Origin of the sequence: Thiofaba sp. EF100 (assembly GCF_039822285.1) — a bacterium.
GTDB lineage: Bacteria > Pseudomonadota > Gammaproteobacteria > Halothiobacillales > Halothiobacillaceae > Thiofaba.
The window spans coordinates 165,436-183,042 of record NZ_JBAJEY010000004.1 but is presented as its reverse complement, the minus strand read 5'-3'; the positions used below and the strand labels follow the sequence as shown (position 1 = coordinate 183,042).

At 67.0% G+C, this 17,607-nt stretch carries 16 protein-coding genes; 11 read left to right on the top strand and 5 right to left on the bottom strand.

Annotation, left to right across the window (positions count from 1 at the left end):
* The 10 genes from V6D91_RS08770 (at position 1) to V6D91_RS08725 (ending at position 9,100) form a co-directional block, all read left to right on the top strand.
* On the top strand, positions 1–468 hold the full coding sequence (locus tag V6D91_RS08770; protein ID WP_347319644.1) for a Fur family transcriptional regulator: 468 nt from the start codon (positions 1–3) through the stop codon (positions 466–468).
* Entirely contained in the window at positions 465–1,088 is a 624-nt protein-coding gene (locus tag V6D91_RS08765) for a methyltransferase (protein WP_347319642.1), read from the top strand. The genes V6D91_RS08770 and V6D91_RS08765 overlap by 4 nt, the downstream gene beginning before the upstream one ends.
* A gap of 8 nt (positions 1,089–1,096) precedes the next feature.
* Positions 1,097–1,327 (top strand): DUF2789 domain-containing protein, encoded by a 231-nt coding sequence (locus V6D91_RS08760; protein ID WP_347319640.1) that lies wholly within the window; start codon positions 1,097–1,099, stop codon positions 1,325–1,327.
* Between the two features lie 26 nt (positions 1,328–1,353).
* Positions 1,354–2,142 (top strand): glutamate racemase, encoded by a 789-nt coding sequence (murI, locus tag V6D91_RS08755; RefSeq protein WP_347319638.1) that lies wholly within the window; start codon positions 1,354–1,356, stop codon positions 2,140–2,142.
* Positions 2,139–2,402 (top strand): YkgJ family cysteine cluster protein, encoded by a 264-nt coding sequence (locus V6D91_RS08750; protein ID WP_347319636.1) that lies wholly within the window; start codon positions 2,139–2,141, stop codon positions 2,400–2,402. Before murI ends, V6D91_RS08750 begins: the two co-directional genes overlap by 4 nt.
* 32 nt (positions 2,403–2,434) lie before the next feature.
* Positions 2,435–3,322: a phosphoribosylaminoimidazolesuccinocarboxamide synthase gene (locus tag V6D91_RS08745; RefSeq protein WP_347319634.1), complete on the top strand. Its 888-nt coding sequence runs from the start codon at positions 2,435–2,437 to the stop codon at positions 3,320–3,322.
* Between the two features lie 10 nt (positions 3,323–3,332).
* Positions 3,333–3,989, top strand: a complete 657-nt coding sequence (locus tag V6D91_RS08740) for a carbonic anhydrase (protein ID WP_347319632.1) — start codon at positions 3,333–3,335, stop codon at positions 3,987–3,989.
* Complete coding sequence (bioD, locus tag V6D91_RS08735) at positions 3,989–4,654, top strand: dethiobiotin synthase (RefSeq protein WP_347319630.1); 666 nt, start codon at positions 3,989–3,991, stop codon at positions 4,652–4,654. The genes V6D91_RS08740 and bioD overlap by 1 nt, the downstream gene beginning before the upstream one ends.
* 271 nt (positions 4,655–4,925) lie before the next feature.
* Positions 4,926–7,808 carry a PEP/pyruvate-binding domain-containing protein gene (locus tag V6D91_RS08730; RefSeq protein WP_347319628.1) on the top strand — a complete coding sequence of 961 codons (2,883 nt, stop codon included), beginning with the start codon at positions 4,926–4,928 and terminating at the stop codon, positions 7,806–7,808.
* Positions 7,805–9,100 carry a serine hydrolase gene (locus V6D91_RS08725; protein WP_347319626.1) on the top strand — a complete coding sequence of 432 codons (1,296 nt, stop codon included), beginning with the start codon at positions 7,805–7,807 and terminating at the stop codon, positions 9,098–9,100. Before V6D91_RS08730 ends, V6D91_RS08725 begins: the two co-directional genes overlap by 4 nt.
* Here the strand turns inward: V6D91_RS08725 and V6D91_RS08720 are convergent.
* Positions 9,020–9,913 carry a serine hydrolase gene (locus V6D91_RS08720; RefSeq protein ID WP_347319624.1) on the bottom strand — a complete coding sequence of 298 codons (894 nt, stop codon included), beginning with the start codon at positions 9,911–9,913 and terminating at the stop codon, positions 9,020–9,022. The genes V6D91_RS08725 and V6D91_RS08720 overlap by 81 nt on opposite strands.
* A 351-nt stretch (positions 9,914–10,264) precedes the next feature.
* On the opposite strand from V6D91_RS08720, the gene V6D91_RS08715 reads away from it, so the two are divergent.
* Positions 10,265–11,494, top strand: coding sequence for an Npt1/Npt2 family nucleotide transporter (locus V6D91_RS08715; protein ID WP_347319622.1), 1,230 nt, complete (start codon positions 10,265–10,267; stop codon positions 11,492–11,494).
* A 49-nt stretch (positions 11,495–11,543) separates the two neighbouring features.
* Here the strand turns inward: V6D91_RS08715 and mgtA are convergent, their stop codons facing one another.
* The 4 genes from mgtA to pyk all read right to left on the bottom strand — a co-directional run bounded on the left by mgtA (position 11,544) and on the right by pyk (position 17,596).
* Positions 11,544–14,258 (bottom strand): magnesium-translocating P-type ATPase, encoded by a 2,715-nt coding sequence (mgtA, locus tag V6D91_RS08710; protein WP_347319620.1) that lies wholly within the window; start codon positions 14,256–14,258, stop codon positions 11,544–11,546.
* A gap of 156 nt (positions 14,259–14,414) precedes the next feature.
* Positions 14,415–14,723, bottom strand: coding sequence for a hypothetical protein (locus tag V6D91_RS08705; RefSeq protein ID WP_347319618.1), 309 nt, complete (start codon positions 14,721–14,723; stop codon positions 14,415–14,417).
* 248 nt (positions 14,724–14,971) lie between these two features.
* A complete protein-coding gene (gene fba / locus V6D91_RS08700; protein WP_347319616.1) occupies positions 14,972–16,036 on the bottom strand; it encodes a class II fructose-bisphosphate aldolase in 1,065 nt (354 codons plus the stop codon).
* 111 nt (positions 16,037–16,147) lie between these two features.
* Positions 16,148–17,596, bottom strand: coding sequence for a pyruvate kinase (gene pyk / locus V6D91_RS08695; RefSeq protein ID WP_347319614.1), 1,449 nt, complete (start codon positions 17,594–17,596; stop codon positions 16,148–16,150).
* Positions 17,597–17,607: the final 11 nt, after the last annotated feature.

Genomic DNA, 17,607 nt, shown 5'->3' with positions numbered 1-17,607 from the left:
ATGTCGCACTGCACCCATCATGACCACTGCCTGGCCCACGCCCTGGACCAGGCGGAAACCCTGTGCCAAAGCCACGGCGCCCGCCTGACGCCCTTGCGCCGCCGCGTGCTGGAGCTGATCTGGGCCAGCCACGAGGCGGTCAAGGCTTATGACCTGCTCAACCGACTCTCCACTGAGGATCACACAGTCAAGCCGCCCACCGTCTACCGCGCGCTCGATTTTTTGCTCGAACAAGGGCTCATCCACCGTGTGGACAGTCTCAATGCCTTTGTCGGCTGCACCCACCCCAACGAGCCCCACGAGGCCCGCCTGTTGATCTGCACCCGCTGCGGCCGGGTCGATGAACTGGCGACCCCCGAGCTGGACGACGCCATCGCCCGCGCCCTCGCCCCCACCGGATTCCAACCCACCCGCGCACGCTTGGAGATTCACGGCCTGTGCGCGGACTGCGCAAAGAAGGCCTCATGAGTACCGACCCCAAGCAGCTTACCCAGCAGATCACGCAGTGGCGCCAGGACAACCGGATCGAGGCCACCCTCGCCGGCCAGCCGATGCGCTTTCTCACCACCTGGGGCCTGTTCTCCCCGCGCGAGATCGACAGCGGCAGCTGGCTTTTGCTCAAGCAGTTCGAGGACGGCGAGATCGCGCTGAAGCCGAGCGACGACATCCTCGACCTGGGCTGCGGCTACGGTCCTTTGGGACTTACCCTCGCCCGCCTTGCTCCACAAGGCAAAACGCTCCTGGTGGACAAGGACTTCGTGGCGGTGGAGTACACCAGGAAGAACATCGAGCTCAACCGCATCCAGAACGCCGAGGCCATGCTCAGCAACGGCCTTGCGCACATCCCCAAGGATCGCAGATTCGACGTCATCGTCTCCAACGTGCCCGCCAAGGTCGGCAAGGAAATGCTCTACATCATGCTCGACGATGCCCGCGCCCACTTAAAGCCCGGCGGCCGCATCGTGCTCGTCACCATCTCCGGCCTGCGCGAGTTCTTCAAACGCACCCTGGTGGAGATGTTCGGCAACTACGAGAAAGTGAAACAGGGCAAGGACTACACTGTAAGCTTGGCGATCAAGCAGAACTGAGGTGATTCATGGAGCACGGCTTCCACCCCCTGAACGAACTCTTTGCCCAGCTGGGCCTGCCGAATGATGCGGCGGCCATCGAGGCCTTCGTCGCCCGGCACCGCCCGCTGGCCCATGACCTCGCCCTGGCGGACGCCCCGTTCTGGAACGAAGGCCAGAGACAGTTTCTGCGCGAGGCCCTGGCGGAGGACGCCGACTGGGCGGAGGCGGTGGACCATCTCGACGCCCTGCTGCGCTGACCCCCCACGGCTCCATCCGCTCACGGATGTCCCACTCCCCTGTTCTGGTCTTCGACTCCGGCATCGGCGGGCTCACCGTGCTGCGCGAGGCGCGGGTGCTGATGCCCGAGCGCAACTTCGTCTACGTGGCAGATGACGCCGGCTTCCCCTACGGGGGCTGGGAGGAGGAGCCGCTCAAGGCCCGCATCCTCGCACTGTTCACGCGCCTGCTCGAAACGCATGATCCGGAGGCCGTGATCGTTGCCTGCAACACCGCCTTCACCCTGGCCGGGGCCGATCTGCGGGCGGCCTTCCCCGGGACGCGTTTCATCGGCACCGTCCCTGCCATCAAGCCTGCCGCGGAGCGCACGCGCTCCGGCGTGGTGTCCGTGCTGGCCACCCCGGGAACCATCCGGCGGGCCTACACACGGGAGCTGATCGAGACCTACGCCGGGAGCCATCATGTCCACCTCGTCGGCTCCCCCCACCTCGCCCGCATGGCCGAAGCCTACATCCGCGGCGAGCCCATCGATGATGAGGCCGTGCGGGCGGAGATCGCCCCCTGTTTCGTCGAACAGGACGGCTGCCGCACCGACATCGTGGTGCTGGCCTGCACCCACTACCCCTTCCTCGCCAATGTCTTCCGCCGCCTGGCCCCCTGGCCGGTGGACTGGCTGGACCCGGCGGAGGCCATCGCCCGCCAGGCTCGGCGCGTGGTGCCGCCGCTTATGGATGCCGTCGAACCGGCGGGCGAGGACATCGCCATCTTCACCTCCGGCCAGCCGGATTTCGCCACCCGGCGCCTCATGCAAGGCTTTGGCCTACGCGTGACATGAACTGCCGCCCCCGCTGCGCCGCCTGCTGCATCGCCCCCTCCATCAGCAGCCCGATCCCCGGCATGCCTGACGGCAAGCCCGCCGGGGTCCGGTGCGTCCAGCTCGACGAGGCGGACCGCTGCATGATCTTTGGGCGGCCGGAGCGACCGGCCGTCTGCAGCTCGCTCAAGCCCGGTGAGGAGATGTGCGGGGGCAGCCGCGAGCACGCCCTGCACTGGCTGAGCTGGCTCGAGGCACACACCGCCCCCCGATCCGGGTAGAATGTCGGCCATCCTGTGCCTGGGAAGCCGCCATGACCTCCGCCCTCTTCGACTCCCACATCCCGAACCTCCCCCTGATCCATCGCGGCAAGGTGCGCGACATCTACGGGGTGGATGACAAGCATCTGTTGATCGTCACCACCGACCGCCTCTCCGCCTTCGACGTGATCCTGCCCACCCCCATCCCGGGCAAGGGCGAGGTCCTCACCCAGACCGCCCTGTTCTGGTTCAAGCGCTTCGAGAAGCTGATCCCCAACCACCTGGCGACCGATCTCACCCTCGAGGACGTGATCCCCGATGCTCTGCTGCGCGCCGAGCTGGCCCCACGGACCATGCTGGTGAAGAAGCTCAAGGCGCTGCCGATCGAGGCCATCGCGCGCGGCTACCTGATCGGCTCCGGCTGGAAGGACTACCAGGCCACAGGCAAGGTGTGCGGCATCCCCCTGCCTGCGGGGCTGAGGCTGGCCGACAAACTGCCGGAGCCGATCTACACCCCCTCCAGCAAGGCCGCCGTGGGCGAGCACGATGAGAACATCGACTTCGAGGCCACCGTCAGGCTGGTCGGCCCCAAGCTCGCCGAACAGGTGCGCGACATGACCCTGCGCATCTACAAGGAAGCGGCCGATTACGCCCTGCAACGTGGCATCATCATCGCCGACACCAAGTTCGAGTTCGGCGTGGACGAGCACGGCACCCTGCACCTGATCGACGAGGTGCTCACGCCTGACTCCTCGCGCTTCTGGCCCCTTGATACCTACGCCCCCGGCAAAAGCCCGGAGAGCTTCGACAAGCAGTTCGTGCGCGACTGGCTGGAAACCCTGGACTGGGACAAGACCCCGCCCGGACCGGAGCTCCCCGCCGAGATCGTCGAGCGCACCGCAAGCAAGTACCGCGAGGCCCTGCAGCGCCTGACCGCGTAAGGAACCCACCATGTGTGACAACCACGCCCCGATCGACAAGCTGGTGGAGGGCTTCAAGCACTTCCACCGCGAGCACTTCGAGCGCAAAGACCCGTACTACCAAGCCCTGGTGCGCGAAGGCCAGCACCCACGCGTGCTGTTCCTCGCCTGTTCCGATTCACGGGTCGACCCGGCCATCGTGTTCGGCACCGAGCCGGGCGACCTGTTCATCATCCGCAACGTCGCCAACATCGTCCCGCCGTACGAAACCAACACCGGACAGCACGGCGTGAGCGCGGCCATCGAATACGCAGTGAACGTGCTCGAGGTCGAGCACATCATCATCAACGGCCACTCCCAGTGCGGCGGCATCCGCGCCCTCTGCGAACGCCCCGCCGATGCCCGCATCGACAGCCCGAGCCTGGTCGGCCGCTGGCTTGCCCTGGCCCGCCCGGCCTATGAGCGCGCGCGCGCGGATTACCCGGAGGCCGACATGGATCGCCTGGCCTTGGAATGCGAGAAGGACTCCATCCTCGCCTCACTCGACAACCTCATGACCTTCCCCATGGTGAAAGCGCGGGTCGAGGCGGGGAAGCTCAAGCTGCATGGCTGGCACTTCGACATGGCGCGCGGCGTGCTGCAGGCCTGGAACCCGCAGAGCGGACGTTTCGAGGCCCTCAGCGGCTGATGGCGACGGGCCTGTTCATCACCGCCACCGACACCGGCGCGGGCAAGACCTTCGTCACCAGCCGTCTCGTCGAGGCCCTGACAGCGCAAGGCTGCAAGGTAGCGGTACGCAAGCCGGCCGAGTCCGGCTGCCCCGAGATCGACGGCCGGCTCGTCCCGCAGGATGCCGAGGCCCTGCGCCGGGCCGCCGGTGGCTGGGAGCCGCTCGAGGCCGTCTGTCCATACCCCCTGCGCGAACCCTTGAGCCCCCCGCGCGCCGCGCGGCGCATGAAGCGGAAGCTGTTCCTCGACGAACTGGCTGCGGCCTGCGCCATGCCGGAGGATGCGAATCTGCTGGTCGTCGAGGGCGCCGGCGGGCTGTTCGCCCCGCTGGCCGAGGATGCCCTCAATGCCGACCTCGCCCGCGCCCTGAACCTTCCGGTGCTGCTGGTGGTGCCCGACCGCCTGGGCGCCATCAACCAGGCCCTGCTCGGCATCCACGCCATCACCCACTACGGCCTCAAGCTCGCCGGGGTCATCCTCAACCAGGTCGAGGCGGAACGGCCACGCGGCATGGACAACCTGGGCGACCTGCGCCAGTGGACCGGCGCCCCCCTCTTCACCCTGCCGCATGGGGCCGACCTTGAGGCCGTTCAAGCGCTCCTGCGCCTGCCCCTCACCTCCTGAGCCAGGGCAATTGCATGAGCCTGTTTCATTGGTCTGGACGCTCGCGTAGGAGCGACGCCCTCGTCGCGATAGGGCAGCCCTGAATGGGTCATCGGCCCGAGGGCGGACCTCCTACAACCCAAGAGAACAAGGATTGCCCCCGCCTTGTGTGACCGCTCCAGGCTTTCATGCGATTGCCCTGCCCCCCTGACCCTTTGTCGCGGCAGGATGCCGCAGCATCGTCCATACTTTCCCTGAGTCCATCCTCACACCCTGCGCACGAGGCGCTTTCATGAAGATGCCCTCCCTCGTCCGCCATCTGTTCGCCCCGCTGCTGTTGGCCCTGCTGCTTATCCCGCAGCCACTTCGGGCGCAAGACGCTGCCGATCCGGCCGAGCTGGCGCGCTGGATCCAGGAGATGAAGGCATCGCCACGGGGGCCGTTCGAGCGCATTCGCTGGTTCTGCAAGGACGGCGCCATCCTCCCCCCCGGCCCCTATGCCTGCGCGCAACATGGCGGGGGCATCCAGCACGGCGAGCTGAACGAGCGGGCACGTAGCCTGCAGGCAGCCGGCTACGCGGTCGGCACCGTGCTCGCCGCGCTCGACCCGGTGGCGATCGCATCCGCCGCGTCCCGCCCGGGGCTCAAGGGCATCCTGCTCGAACGCTGGCTGGTGGCCGCAGACGATGGCTGGGTCCTGCGCCAGGCGCGCCACTACCGGGGGGCCTTCCAGGTCGAGGACGAGCAGGCCGCCGCACAGGCCATCCTGCTCGAACTGGCCCGCCAGGGCGTGCAAGGTCGAGATCTGCTGCTCCTGCGCCAGGCCGCCCTGCTGCTGCCAAGACCCACCGAGCGGGACACCCTTCCCCGCATCCATGACCTTTCCACCAGCCTCGCCGAACTGGACCCCACTTTTGCGCCACTGCGCAACAAGATTCACGCCATGCCAGATGCGGGCGATGCGGAACGGGTGCGCGCCCACGCCCGCGCGAGGCAGGCCACCGAGCCCGAGTTCGAGGCCCTGGCCCAGGCCATCGACAGCGTGTTCGGTCCACGCGACCTCGGCGGCGCCCTGCACCAGACGGCTGCCGCCCTGGGACGCCATCCCCTCGCCGCCCGACTGCGCCAATGGGCGAAGTCATGGCCCACGATAACGACGGCCGAAGGGCGTCTCGCCGCCTCCGCCGTCCTGCTGGTGGAACTGCGCGAGGGGCTCGCCACACTCGGGCCACGCCAGCGGCTGGCCGTGCTGGACCTTGGCATCGATGTCGAGAACGAGGCCTTCACCGCAAGCCTCGAACTTCTGCGTGGCCAGCCGCAGGCCGCACCCGCTCGACGCCTGACGTGGCTTGGTCAGCTGGGCGATGTGCTGTACGGCACGGGACTGCTCACCGCCCGCGAGCGACAGGAGATCCGCCACAGCCTCGCCCGGCTCGGGGACTCCAGCGTCACACTCGGGACCTACCGGCGCGAGCTACGCACCCTCGACCGCGTGCCCCACTGGGCCGGACGCGAGTTGACCGTCCATTTCGGCGAGGCCATCGAGCGCCTCGCCGTCCTCGAGCCCAAGGCGCGTCAATTCATTCCGGACCGCCTGCGTTCAAGCCCCCTCCTGGTCTATTCCGCCCTGCTCGACGGCCTGTTGCGCGAGGCCAACGCCCAGGCGGGCATCGAACATTCCATCTTCGGCCAGGCCATCGGCTCCGGTCTGCGCAGCCTCAACCCCGGGCTTGCGCGCGGGGTGCTGCGCCTTGCGCCCGCTGCCCCCCGCCCGGAGGACATCGCCCTGCTGCCGGCGACGACCGAGGAGCTGCCACCGGTGGCCGGCATCCTGACCCGCGAGGAGGGCAATGCCCTCTCGCACGTGCAGATCCTGGCCGGCAACCTCGGCATCCCCAACGTGGTCGTCGACGCTACCCTCCTCCCCCTGCTGCAAGCCCATGAGGGCCAGCGTGTACTGCTGGCAGTCAGCCCGGGCGGGCGCGTGTTGTTGGCGGAGGACGGCCCCGAGTGGGAGGCCAGGCTTGCGGGCGAGGTCCGCGCCCCGGAGCGGCTGCAGGCCGACCTTACCCGGCTGGACCTCGCGCAGCGCGACCCCATCCCGTTGGAGCGCCTGCGCGCCGAAGATGCAGGCCGGGTGGCCGGGCCGAAGGCCGCCAAGCTGGGCGAACTCAAGGCCCTCTATCCCGAGGCCGTGGCCGAGGGGGTGGTCCTGCCCTTCGGCGCCTTCCGCGCCCTGCTTGACCAGCCCATGCCCGACACCGGCCGCAGCGTCTTCGACTGGATGCGCGACGAATACCGCCGCCTGGCCGACCTGCCCTCGCCCCAACGCGAGGCGGAGGCTTCCGCCCTGCGCGAGCGCCTGCGCGGCTGGATCGAGTCCGCCGATCCCGGCCCGGCGCTGCGTACTGCCCTGCGTGACGCCATGACCCGCGTGTTCGGCGACGCCGACCGGGTCGCGGTGTTCGTGCGCAGCGACACCAACGTCGAAGACCTGCCGGGCTTCACCGGCGCGGGCCTCAACCTCACCCTCCCCAACGTGGTCGGCTTCGAGGCCATCCTGCAGGCCATCCGGCGAGTGTGGGCCTCGCCCTTCACCGAGCGCGCCTTCGCCTGGCGTCAGATGCGCATGGAGCACCCTGAACACGTGTACGTCTCGGTCCTGCTGCAACGGGCCGTGCCAGTGGAGAAATCGGGGGTGATGCTGACCATGGACCCGGAGACCGGCGACCTGGGCCAGTACCGCGTGGCGGCGAGCGAGGGGGTCGGCGGGGCCGTGGCCGGTGAGGGGGCGGAGGAATGGCTGCTGGACGCCGTGACCGGGAAGGCCCGCCTGCTGGCCGAGGCGAGCGCCACGACCCGCCGCGTGCTGCCCCCCAGCGGCGGGATCGAACTCCGGCCGGTCGCAGGCGGCGGGGTGCTGCAACCTGCCGAACTGGAAGCCCTGCGCCGACTGGGCAACCAGTTGCCGGAGCGCTTCCCCCTGCGCGATGCGGAGGGCCACCCCCTGCCGGCGGATGTCGAGTTCGGATTCATCGAGGGGCGGCTCGCCCTGTTCCAGATCCGCCCCTACCAGCAGAGCCGTGAGGCGCGCCGTAACCGTTTCCTGCTCGACCTTGACCGCCCGCTGCGTGAGCGCGAGGGGCAGAAGGTGCACCTCGGAGGGCCGCCATGATCCGCCCGCTCGCCCTTACCCTGCTGCTTGCCCCGGCGCTCGTCTCCGCCTATCCGCTGGATGGCGAGGGTTACACCGGCATCGCGCGGCTGGAAGGCTACCGCCTGGTGCTGGAGGGCAAGATTCACGGACCGGTGCAGCCGAAGGGGGCGCGCCTGCCCATGGCCGCAGTGGACCTGCGCCTGCCCCAGGGGGCGCCGCCCCTGCCGGAACCGGACCCCGAGTTCACCCGCCAGGTGGTGGAGCTGCTCGGGGAGGATGCCGAGCGCTACGGCATCGCCGTGCTGGATCTGACCGACCCCACCCGGCCGGTCTTGGCCGAGCACCGTGCCGATCAGCCCTTCAACCCGGGCAGCGTCGGCAAGCTTGTGGTGACCACCGCCCTGTTCCAGCGCCTTGCCGACCTCTACCCGGACGACATCGCCGCACGCGAGCGGGTGCTGCGCGAGTCCCGCGTAGTGGCCGACGGGCTCATCGTGCACGATAGCCACACCGTGCCCTTCTGGGACGGGCATCAGCTCAGCCACCGCCCGCTCCAGCAGGGGGATGCGGCCAACCTGTGGACCTATCTGGACTGGATGCTCTCGGCAAGCTCCAATGCCGCAGGTTCGATGGTGGTGCGGGAACTGATCCTGCTCCAGCACTTTGGCCGCGACTATCCCGTCACCCCCGAACGCGCGGCCGCCTTCCTGCGTGAAACACCCAGGACGGAACTCTCGGCCCTGATGCTCCAGGCCCTGGGTGAAGGCATCCGGCGCAACGGGCTGGACCCCGAGCGGCTGCGCCAGGGGGGATTCTTCACCGAGGCCGGCAAGGCGCGGATCCCCGGCACCAGCAGCACGGCCACCCCGCGCGAGCTGGTGCGCTGGCTTTTGCGGCTGGAGGAGGGACGGATCGTGGACGCCTGGTCCAGCCGCGAGATCAAGCGCCTGATGTACATGACCCAGCGGCGCATCCGTTACGCCTCCTCCCCCGCGCTGCAGGATGCGGCGGTGTATTTCAAATCGGGCTCGTTCTTCCGCTGCCAGCCGGAGCCGGGCTTCGTCTGCCGCAAGTACCAGGGCAACGTGGAGAACCTTTTGAACTCGGTCGCCATCGTCGAGCACCCAGCCGAGGCGCGCCGGCTGCACTACATGGTGGTGGTGACCTCGAACGTGCTGCGCAAGAACTCGGCGGTGGCCCACCAGACCCTGGGCACCCGCCTGCAGCGGTTACTGGAGCTGCGCCATGCGGAGGGGGGCGCTCTCGGCCACGGCCTCGTCCAGCCCGACGATCAGGCGGCGCAGCCATGACTCGCCCTGCGCGTCCTCGGCCAAGGCCACGGCGATATAGCGCCGGCCGTCGCGCTCGACGATGGCGCTGTCGGCATGCCAGTCCTTCCAGGTGCCGGACTTGCGGTACAGCCGGGCCTCCGGATGGACGGACTGCAGGCCGCCGACGAATTTGTGGTGCAGGGCGGGATCGCCGAGGATGGCCTTCATCTCGCGGGTCAGCCCCGCCGAGACGAGCTGGCCGGTCTCCAGCAGGTAGTAGAAGCGCGCCACCTGCAACGCGGTCGCACCGTGGGAGAGGTTGTGCAGCGGATCGCGCAGGGTCGTGCCCTCCTTGCCGTAGGGCTTGCCCACCCACAGCCCGCCATTGCGGCTGGGGTCGTACAGGCGGTAGTTCGGCGCCTGCAGCAGGTCCGCGAGGTAACGGGTGCCGACGCGCTCCAGCATCTCGGAGGCATCGCGGTTGGAGGAGATGCGGATCATGCGCGTGAGGCTCTCCCGGGTCGGTGGATCGAGCTGCATCTCCCCGGCCTCGACGCGGGCGAAGGCACCGAGCAGGATCGCGATCTTGGGCAGGCTGGCCGCGTAGGCCATGTGGTTGGGATTGAAGGCGGCAAAGCGGGGGTGGGCAAGGTCGGTGATGTCGGCCACCGCGACCGAGAGCCGCTTCTCGAGCGCGGCCTGCAGCAGCCCGAGCTGTTGCAGCTTGGACTCCAGGCGCTCATGCAGACGGGGATCGTAGGATTGCTCGAGTTCGGGGTAGGCCGCCTGGGCGGCATGAACGGCCAGGGACAGCCCCAGGCATAGACCGAGGAACAAGGCTTTGATGGGCATGTGTCGGGATGCTTCGATACAGGTTGACGCGGATCCGCACGGCATGTCTGCCGCGGCGGGGCGGGACTCCTGTCACTCCGCGGGCCTGCGCGGGCGGCGGAGATCGATCATCCTTGGGAACACACGGTGGCGCGAGGATACACCAAAATGACGACAGACGGGCACACCGAAAAACCGTCACGAGCGGGCGGAGTGCAAGGAGCCCCACAGCGAACCCCCGAGACATATCAAATAGATAGGCGAGGGGTGAGCGAGGAGGCGACGCAGCAATCCGCTCGCGCAGCAGGTTTTTCGAAGTGCCCAGACCAAGCCTTTGATGCCGCATCCTCCCTGCGCCCGTTCAAGGGGGAGTTGCTGCGCTCGCTGATCCTGGCGCTGGATTTCTTCCTCATCATCACCGCCCTCTACCAGCTCAAGCCGGCCAGCCGATCCCTGCTGATCGAGGGACTGGGCACGGAGGCCCTGCCCTACGTCTGGCTGGGTTCGGCGGCCGCCCTGCTGGTGACGGTCGTCCTCTACCGCAAGCTGCTCGCGCGCTTTGGGCGGGTGAACGTGGTGCTGGCGAGCTGCCTGGTCTTCGTCGCCATCCTGGTGGGATTCCGCCTGCTCGCCACGGCCCCCTCAGCCACGCTGGCGGTGGCGTTCTACATCTTTGTCGACATCTTCGGCGTGGTGCTGGTGGAGCAGTTCTGGAGCCTGGCTGACGGCAGCTACCGCACCGACGAGGGGCGCCGCTGGTTCGGCTTCGTGGGCACCGGCGGCCTGCTCGGCGGCGTCGCCGGCGGCGGACTGGCCGCCCTGCTCATCCGCCACACCCCCCTGCAGACCCCGGACCTGATGCTGGTCGCCGCTGGCCTCGTCCTGCTCATCCTTTTACTTACGCGTTCCATCGGCCGTCGCGGCCTGCTCGAGCGCAAAGAGGAACGCCCCGTGCCTGCAGCGGCGAAACTCGGGGGCTGGCGCCTGATCACCAACCGTCGCTACCTCCTCCTCATCGCCACGGCCCTGCTGCTCGCGCAGATCCTCTCACCGCTGATCGAATACCAGTTCCTGCAGATCATCGAGGCCACCTATCCCGAGCGCGAGGCCCGTACCGCCGCCCTGTCCCTGTTCTTCAGCATCCTCAGCGGCGTGTCGATCGGGGTGAACCTCATCCTCACCCCGCTGATCCTGCACGGCGTTGGCGTCCTTGCCGGGCTGCTGGTCCAGCCCCTCGCCATGACCGTCGCCACGGCGGGTTTCATGGCCTACCCCAGCCTCATCCCCGCTGCAATCATGAAGATCAGCGACCGCGGGCTGTCCTACTCGATCAACCGCGCGGCCAAGGAGTTGCTCTACATCCCGGTCGAACCCAGCCTGATGGCGCAGGCGAAGGCCTGGATCGACATGTTCGGCTACCGGCTGTTCAAGGCGCTGGGGTCGCTGATCATCATCGGCGCCACGGCCCTGGCCGCGCATGGCATCGGGGTCGTGGACCTCGGCTGGCTGGTGATCGGTGGCTGCATTCTGTGGACCTGGGTGCTGATCCTGCTGCACCGGGAATACCAGCGCCTGACCCTGCCCTCCTCCGTCCGGAACTGACCCGCCTCTCCGCAGCCCCAAGGAGACGCATCAGCCCGGGGCCCCCTGGTCAGCGCCAGCCATATCGACGCACGTAAAAGCCCTTCATCGCCTGAGTAAAGACCATATACCCAAGAACGATGCCCGCCAGCACCGGGAAGAAGGCTGCCGGCAGATGGGCGAAATGAAAGGCCGGCGCCCAGGGACCCAGCGTCAGAATCAAGCCGGTGGACATGATCAAGAGACTGGCAATCATCAGCAGCGGCGCAGAACGGCTCTCCAGGAAGGGGATGTGGGGGGTACGGATCATGTGCACGATGATGGTCTGGGTAAACAGCCCCACCAGGAACCAACCGGTCTGGAATACCCCCTGCACGGCGAGATGGTCGATCCCAAAGCCGAACCAGAGGATGGCAAAGGTGATGAGGTCGAACAGCGAGCTGATGGGGCCGAAGTAGAGCATGAAGCGGGCGATGTCCTCCGGCGTCCACACCAGCGGCTTTTGCAGCATGTCCTCGTCCACCCGATCGAACGGCACCGCCATCTGGGAGAAGTCATACAACAGGTTTTGCAAAAGCAGCTGGATGGGCAGCATCGGCAAAAAGGGCAAGAAGAGGCTCGCCACCAGCACCGAGAGCACGTTCCCGAAGTTGGAACTGACCGTCATCTTCAGGTACTTGAGCATGTTGGCGAAGGTGCGCCGCCCCTCCACCACGCCCTCGTGCAGCACCAAGAGGCTTTTCTCCAGCAGGATGATATCGGCGGATTCCTTGGCGATGTCCACCGCGCTGTCCACCGAAATGCCGATGTCCGCGGCATGCAGCGCCGCCGCATCGTTGATGCCATCGCCCAGAAAGCCGACCACATGCCCCTTGGCACGCAGGGCGCGCACGATGCGCTCCTTTTGCAGGGGCGTTAAGCGGGTAAATACATCGCACTGCTCAACCGCCCGCGCGAGGGCGGCATCATCCATCGCCTCGATCTCGGGCCCCTCGATCACGCGCTCGACATCCAGTCCCACCTCAAGGCAGACCTTGCGCGTCACCGGCGTGTTGTCTCCGGTGAGTACCTTGGCGCGCACCCCATGCTTGCGCAGCGCCTCCAGCGCCGGACGCGCGCTCTCCTTGGGCGGGTCGAGGAAAGCGACAAAGCCGATCAGGGTCAGCTCACGCTCATCCACCACGCTGTAGACCGTCTGCTCCATGGGCAACTCGCGCATGGCCACGGCGATGACGCGCACCCCCTCCGCGTTATACCCCTCCACCCGACGGCGCACGGCCTGCCGCCGCGCCTCATCCAGCGGCACCGGCTGGCCGTCCTGCATGATGTGCGCGCAGACGGCCATGACTTCGTCCACCGCGCCCTTGCAGATCAGCTCGTGGTGATGAGCCGCCTCCTCGACGACCACCGACATGCGCCGACGCTGGAAATCAAAGGGAACTTCGTCGATCTTGCGGTAGCGTGTGGCAATCTGGAGCTGATCTCGCATCTCCACCCGCTCCAGCACCGCAACATCCAGAAGATTGCGCAGCCCGGTCTGGTAGTAGCTGTTGAGGAAGGCAAACTCCAGCACGGCCCGCGAGGGTCGACCCTCTGCATCCACATGCAGGATGAGCGCCACCTTATCCTGGGTCAGGGTGCCCGTCTTGTCCGTGCATAGCACATCGATGGCACCGAAGTTCTGGATGGCGTCCAGCCTCTTGACCACCACCTTGCGGCTGGCCATGCTCACCGCCCCGCGCGCCAGCGCGGTGGTGACGATCATCGGCAGCATTTCGGGCGTCAGCCCCACCGCGATCGACAGCGCGAACAAGGTGGCCTGCAACCAGTCGCCCTTGCCGAAGCCGTTGATCAGCAACACCAGCGGCACCATCACCAGCATGAAGCGGATGAGCAGCCAGCTGACGCTGTTCATGCCCGCCTGGAAATGGCTGGCCGTGGTCTCGGCTACCTGGGCATGCTGGGCGAGATGGCCGAAATAGGTGCGCACCCCGGTGGTCAGAACGATGGCCGAGGCCGTCCCCGAAACCACGTTGCTGCCGGTAAAGACCAGATTGGCGGCCTCGAGCGGATTAGCCGCACCTTTTTCATCAAGGTGCGGAAACTTTTCCACCGGCATCGACTCACCGGTCAGCGCCGCCTGGTTGATGAACAGATCCTTGCTGGCGAGGAGGCGGCAGTCGGCCGGGATCATGTCGCCGGCGGCCAGATGGATCACGTCCCCGCGAACCAGCACGCTGACCGGACGCTCAGCGATCACAGGGGGCGCATCGTCCGCGGGGCGGCGTTGCACCGCAGCCGTGTTGCGCACCATAGCCTTCAGCTGCTCGGCCGCCCGGCTGGATTTGAGCTCCTGGACAAAGCGGATGACGGTGGCCAGGAACACCATGAGCAGGATCACCCCGCTGCCAAGCGCATCCCCGGTCAGACCGGAGATGAGAGCCAGCACACTGAGCAGCACGCTAAACGGGGTACGGTAGGCCAGCCAAAGACGGCGAGGGATGGAGGGCGGACGCTCCAGATCCAAGGCATTCGCACCCTCACGCGCCCATCGTGCGCGCGCCTCCTCCTCCGTCAGCCCCTCGGGATGGCTCTCGAGGCGGGAGAACAGGGCGGCCTCCTCCGCCCGCGCCCATTCGCTCAACGCGGCGGCGTATGCCTGCGCATCGTCTCCACGCGCCTTCCGCCCTAGGGCATGGGAGAGCGACGAACTTCGGAAGTGCGCCTGCAAGGCGCGAGCCTTCAACAAGCGCTCGAACGATCGTGTCAGGGGGTTCGGGGTCATGCACTCGCCTCCGGTTTCTTGCGAGTTTGCCCGAACGACGCAACAGTTCAATGAAGTTCAGCGAAATGGACGTCGTCCTGACCGCCCCTCCCCCAGCCAGAAACCGATTTTGCGCTGTGGGTGGTTAGGCTGGGCCTTCCCAGGCCACCGTATCGGCTACCCCCGCGCTCCAAAGACGTATCGACTGCGCTCCTTGTCTCCACCATCCTTTGGCCCATCCTTTGGGTTTACTTCAGCCTGCTTCGACGAAAGCCTGGGCTGCTTCTCCTCCAACAGGCCCAGGGCCTCGTAGAGCTCCATCGCCAGCAGGATCAGGTTTTCGCTCTCGACCTCCTGCGCACGTTGCAGCATCTCGCGCGCATGGGACGGTTCCTGGGCCATGCGGAAGATGTCCACGTTAAAGCCCCCCAGGCGGCGCGCCATGATCTTGAAGCGCGCCAGTTTTTGCATCGTGTTGCTGTCCATCGGCGGTCCTCCCGTTACAAATCTACTTGCAACTCTCGGACCATTCTCCGGCTGCCCCTGCCAAGGCTGCTGTGCGAGGGGCGACAACCATTCCCCTCGACTGGATGCACCGCCCCCTGCACAGAGATGGGGCGGCTGCCGCCCCTTGCGGGGATGGACGCCCCATCTCCGTGCAGCGGACTCCCGCAACCCGGGCACAAAAAAAGCGGCCCGGAGGCCGCTTTCTGAAGGGTGCAATCGCCAGGCGATTACTTGACCTGCTGCTTGAGCGAGCCGGACTCGTAACGCTTGCGCATGTCGTCCAGGGAGATCGGCTTGATCTTGGAGGCCATGCCCGCGGAACCGAAGGCCTCGAAGCGGGCCTGGCAGATACCGGCCATCGCCTTGGTGGACTCCTTCAGGAACTTGCGCGGGTCGAAGTTGGACGGGTTGTCGTGCAGGTGCTTGCGGATGGCACCGGTGGAGGCCATGCGCAGGTCGGTGTCGATGTTCACCTTGCGCACGCCGTGCTTGATGCCCTCGACGATTTCATCCACCGGCACGCCATAGGTCTGACCCATGTCGCCGCCGTAGTTGTTGATGATGGCCAGCCAGTCTTCCGGCACGGAGGACGAGCCGTGCATGACCAGGTGCACGCCCGGGATGCGGGCATGGATTTCCTTGACGCGGTCGATGCGCAGGACCTTGCCGGTGGGCTTCTGCGTGAACTTGTAGGCGCCGTGGGAGGTACCGATGGCGATCGCCAGGGCATCGACGTCAGTGTCACGCACGAACTGGGCGGCCTCTTCCGGATCGGTCAGCAGCATGGAGTGGTCCAGCTCGCCTTCCGCACCGTGGCCATCTTCCTCGCCCATCTTGCCGGTCTCGAGGGAGCCCAGGCAGCCCAGCTCGCCCTCGACGGACACACCACCGGTGTGAGCCATCTCGACGACCTTGCGGGTGATGCCGGCGTTGTACTCGTAGGAAGCCGGGGTCTTCATGTCGGCCATCAGGGAACCGTCCATCATCACGGAGCTGAAGCCGGACTGGATGGCGCGCAGGCACACGCCGAGGTCGGAACCGTGATCCTGGTGCATGACGATGGGGATGTGCGGGTACATCTCGACCGCAGCAGCCACCAGGTGGCGCAGGAACGGCTCGCCCGCGTAGGAGCGCGCACCGGCGGAACCTTGCAGGATCACCGGGCTGTCGACCTTGTCGGCGGCCTGCATGATCGCGTGGATCTGCTCCATGTTGTTGACGTTGAAGGCCGGCATGCCGTAGCCGTTCTCGGCGGCATGGTCCAGCAGCTGACGCAGGGAGATCAGTGCCATGTGCGTTCTCCTGTTAGGGGTTCAAGTGAAGTGGAATCGTTGCAAGCGGCATAGTCGCTCGAGTGTATCGCAAGCCTGCGGGGAAGCACACTGGGCGCCTCCCCCTTGGGCTCATTCGGTGCCGGGACGGATGACCTCGCCGACGCGCACGATCTTCATCGCATTCGTGCCGCCCATCTCGCCCATCAGGTCACCCTTGGTGATGATGACCAGATCGCCATCCTCGAGGATCTCGCGACGGCGCAACTCGGCCACCACCATGCGGTTGACCTCGGCATGATCGGTGGTCTCATAGGGGAAATGGATCGGAACCACCCCGCGGTAGAGTGCGGCGCGGCGGGCGGTGGCCTCATGCCGGGTGAAGGCGTAGATCGGGATCGCGGAGTTCACGCGCGACATCCACAGGGCGGTGGAGCCCGATTCGGTCAGGGACACCAGGGCGCGCACAGCCATATGGTTGGCGGCGTACATGGCCGACATGGCGATGGTCTCGTCCACGCGCTCGAAGCGGGTATCGAGCGGCGGAACGCTCATCTTCGCCTGGATCTGGCTCTCGGCGCGGGCGCAGATGTGCGCCATGGTGGCCACCACCTTCGCCGGGTATTTGCCGGAGGCGGTTTCGCCGGAGAGCATCACCGCATCGGTGCCATCCAGTACCGCGTTGGCGACGTCGAACACCTCCGCCCGGGTCGGGATCGGGTTGGTGATCATGGTCTCCATCATCTGCGTGGCGGTGATGACCGCACGCTTGGCGTCCCGCGCCTTGCGGATGAACTCCTTCTGTACGGCAGGAAGTTCGGCGTCGCCGATCTCCACGCCGAGATCGCCGCGGGCAATCATGATGGCATCCGACGCCTCGATGATCTCGTCGATGCACTGCACGGCCTCGGCGCGCTCGACCTTGGCCACGATGCTGGCCTCGGAACCCGCCGCCTTCAGCAGGCTGCGCGCCTCGTGCAGGTCGGCCGCGCTGCGCGGGAAGGAGACGGCGATGTAGTCGACGCCGATCTCGGCGGCGGTCTTGATGTCGGCGCGATCCTTGGCGGTGATGGCGGGGGCGGACAGGCCACCGCCCTGGCGGTTGATGCCCTTGTTGTTGGACAGCACGCCGCCGACCACCGTGGTGCAGTGGATCTCGCTGCCGGTGACACGGTCGACGGTAAACACCAGGCGGCCGTCATCCAACAGCAGGGTGTCGCCCTCGCGCACGTCGTCCACGAGCTGCTTGTAGGTCAGACCCACGCGCTCCTGATCGCCATCATCTTTGCCCAGGGCGGCATCGAAGATGAAGGGGGCGCCGTCCTCGAGAAAGATCTTCCCTTCCTTGAAGCGGTCGATGCGGATCTTCGGCCCCTGCAGGTCGCCAAGGATGGCGACGTAACGGCCCAGGCGGGTGGCGGCCTCGCGCACCATGCGGGCGCGGTTCATGTGATCTTCAGGCTGGCCGTGGGAGAAGTTCAGGCGGACCACATCCACGCCATTGCGGATGAGGTCCTCAATGACCTTGGGGTTGTCGGTGGACGGCCCCAGGGTGGCAACAATCTTGGTGCGTCGCTTCACGCGTATTCAAC

Bases quoted from the DNA above. Each gene is read 5' to 3' on its own strand.
- mgtA (WP_347319620.1), bottom strand. From the start codon at position 14,258: ATGACCCCGAACCCCCTGACACGATCGTTCGAGCGCTTGTTGAAGGCT.
- V6D91_RS08705 (WP_347319618.1), bottom strand. From the start codon at position 14,723: ATGGACAGCAACACGATGCAAAAACTGGCGCGCTTCAAGATCATGGCG.
- V6D91_RS08740 (WP_347319632.1), top strand. From the start codon at position 3,333: ATGTGTGACAACCACGCCCCGATCGACAAGCTGGTGGAGGGCTTCAAG.
- fba (WP_347319616.1), bottom strand. From the start codon at position 16,036: ATGGCACTGATCTCCCTGCGTCAGCTGCTGGACCATGCCGCCGAGAAC.
- V6D91_RS08725 (WP_347319626.1), top strand. From the start codon at position 7,805: ATGATCCGCCCGCTCGCCCTTACCCTGCTGCTTGCCCCGGCGCTCGTC.
- murI (WP_347319638.1), top strand. From the start codon at position 1,354: ATGTCCCACTCCCCTGTTCTGGTCTTCGACTCCGGCATCGGCGGGCTC.
- V6D91_RS08765 (WP_347319642.1), top strand. From the start codon at position 465: ATGAGTACCGACCCCAAGCAGCTTACCCAGCAGATCACGCAGTGGCGC.
- V6D91_RS08720 (WP_347319624.1), bottom strand. From the start codon at position 9,913: ATGCCCATCAAAGCCTTGTTCCTCGGTCTATGCCTGGGGCTGTCCCTG.
- V6D91_RS08730 (WP_347319628.1), top strand. From the start codon at position 4,926: ATGAAGATGCCCTCCCTCGTCCGCCATCTGTTCGCCCCGCTGCTGTTG.
- V6D91_RS08760 (WP_347319640.1), top strand. From the start codon at position 1,097: ATGGAGCACGGCTTCCACCCCCTGAACGAACTCTTTGCCCAGCTGGGC.
- V6D91_RS08750 (WP_347319636.1), top strand. From the start codon at position 2,139: ATGAACTGCCGCCCCCGCTGCGCCGCCTGCTGCATCGCCCCCTCCATC.
- V6D91_RS08745 (WP_347319634.1), top strand. From the start codon at position 2,435: ATGACCTCCGCCCTCTTCGACTCCCACATCCCGAACCTCCCCCTGATC.
- V6D91_RS08770 (WP_347319644.1), top strand. From the start codon at position 1: ATGTCGCACTGCACCCATCATGACCACTGCCTGGCCCACGCCCTGGAC.
- bioD (WP_347319630.1), top strand. From the start codon at position 3,989: ATGGCGACGGGCCTGTTCATCACCGCCACCGACACCGGCGCGGGCAAG.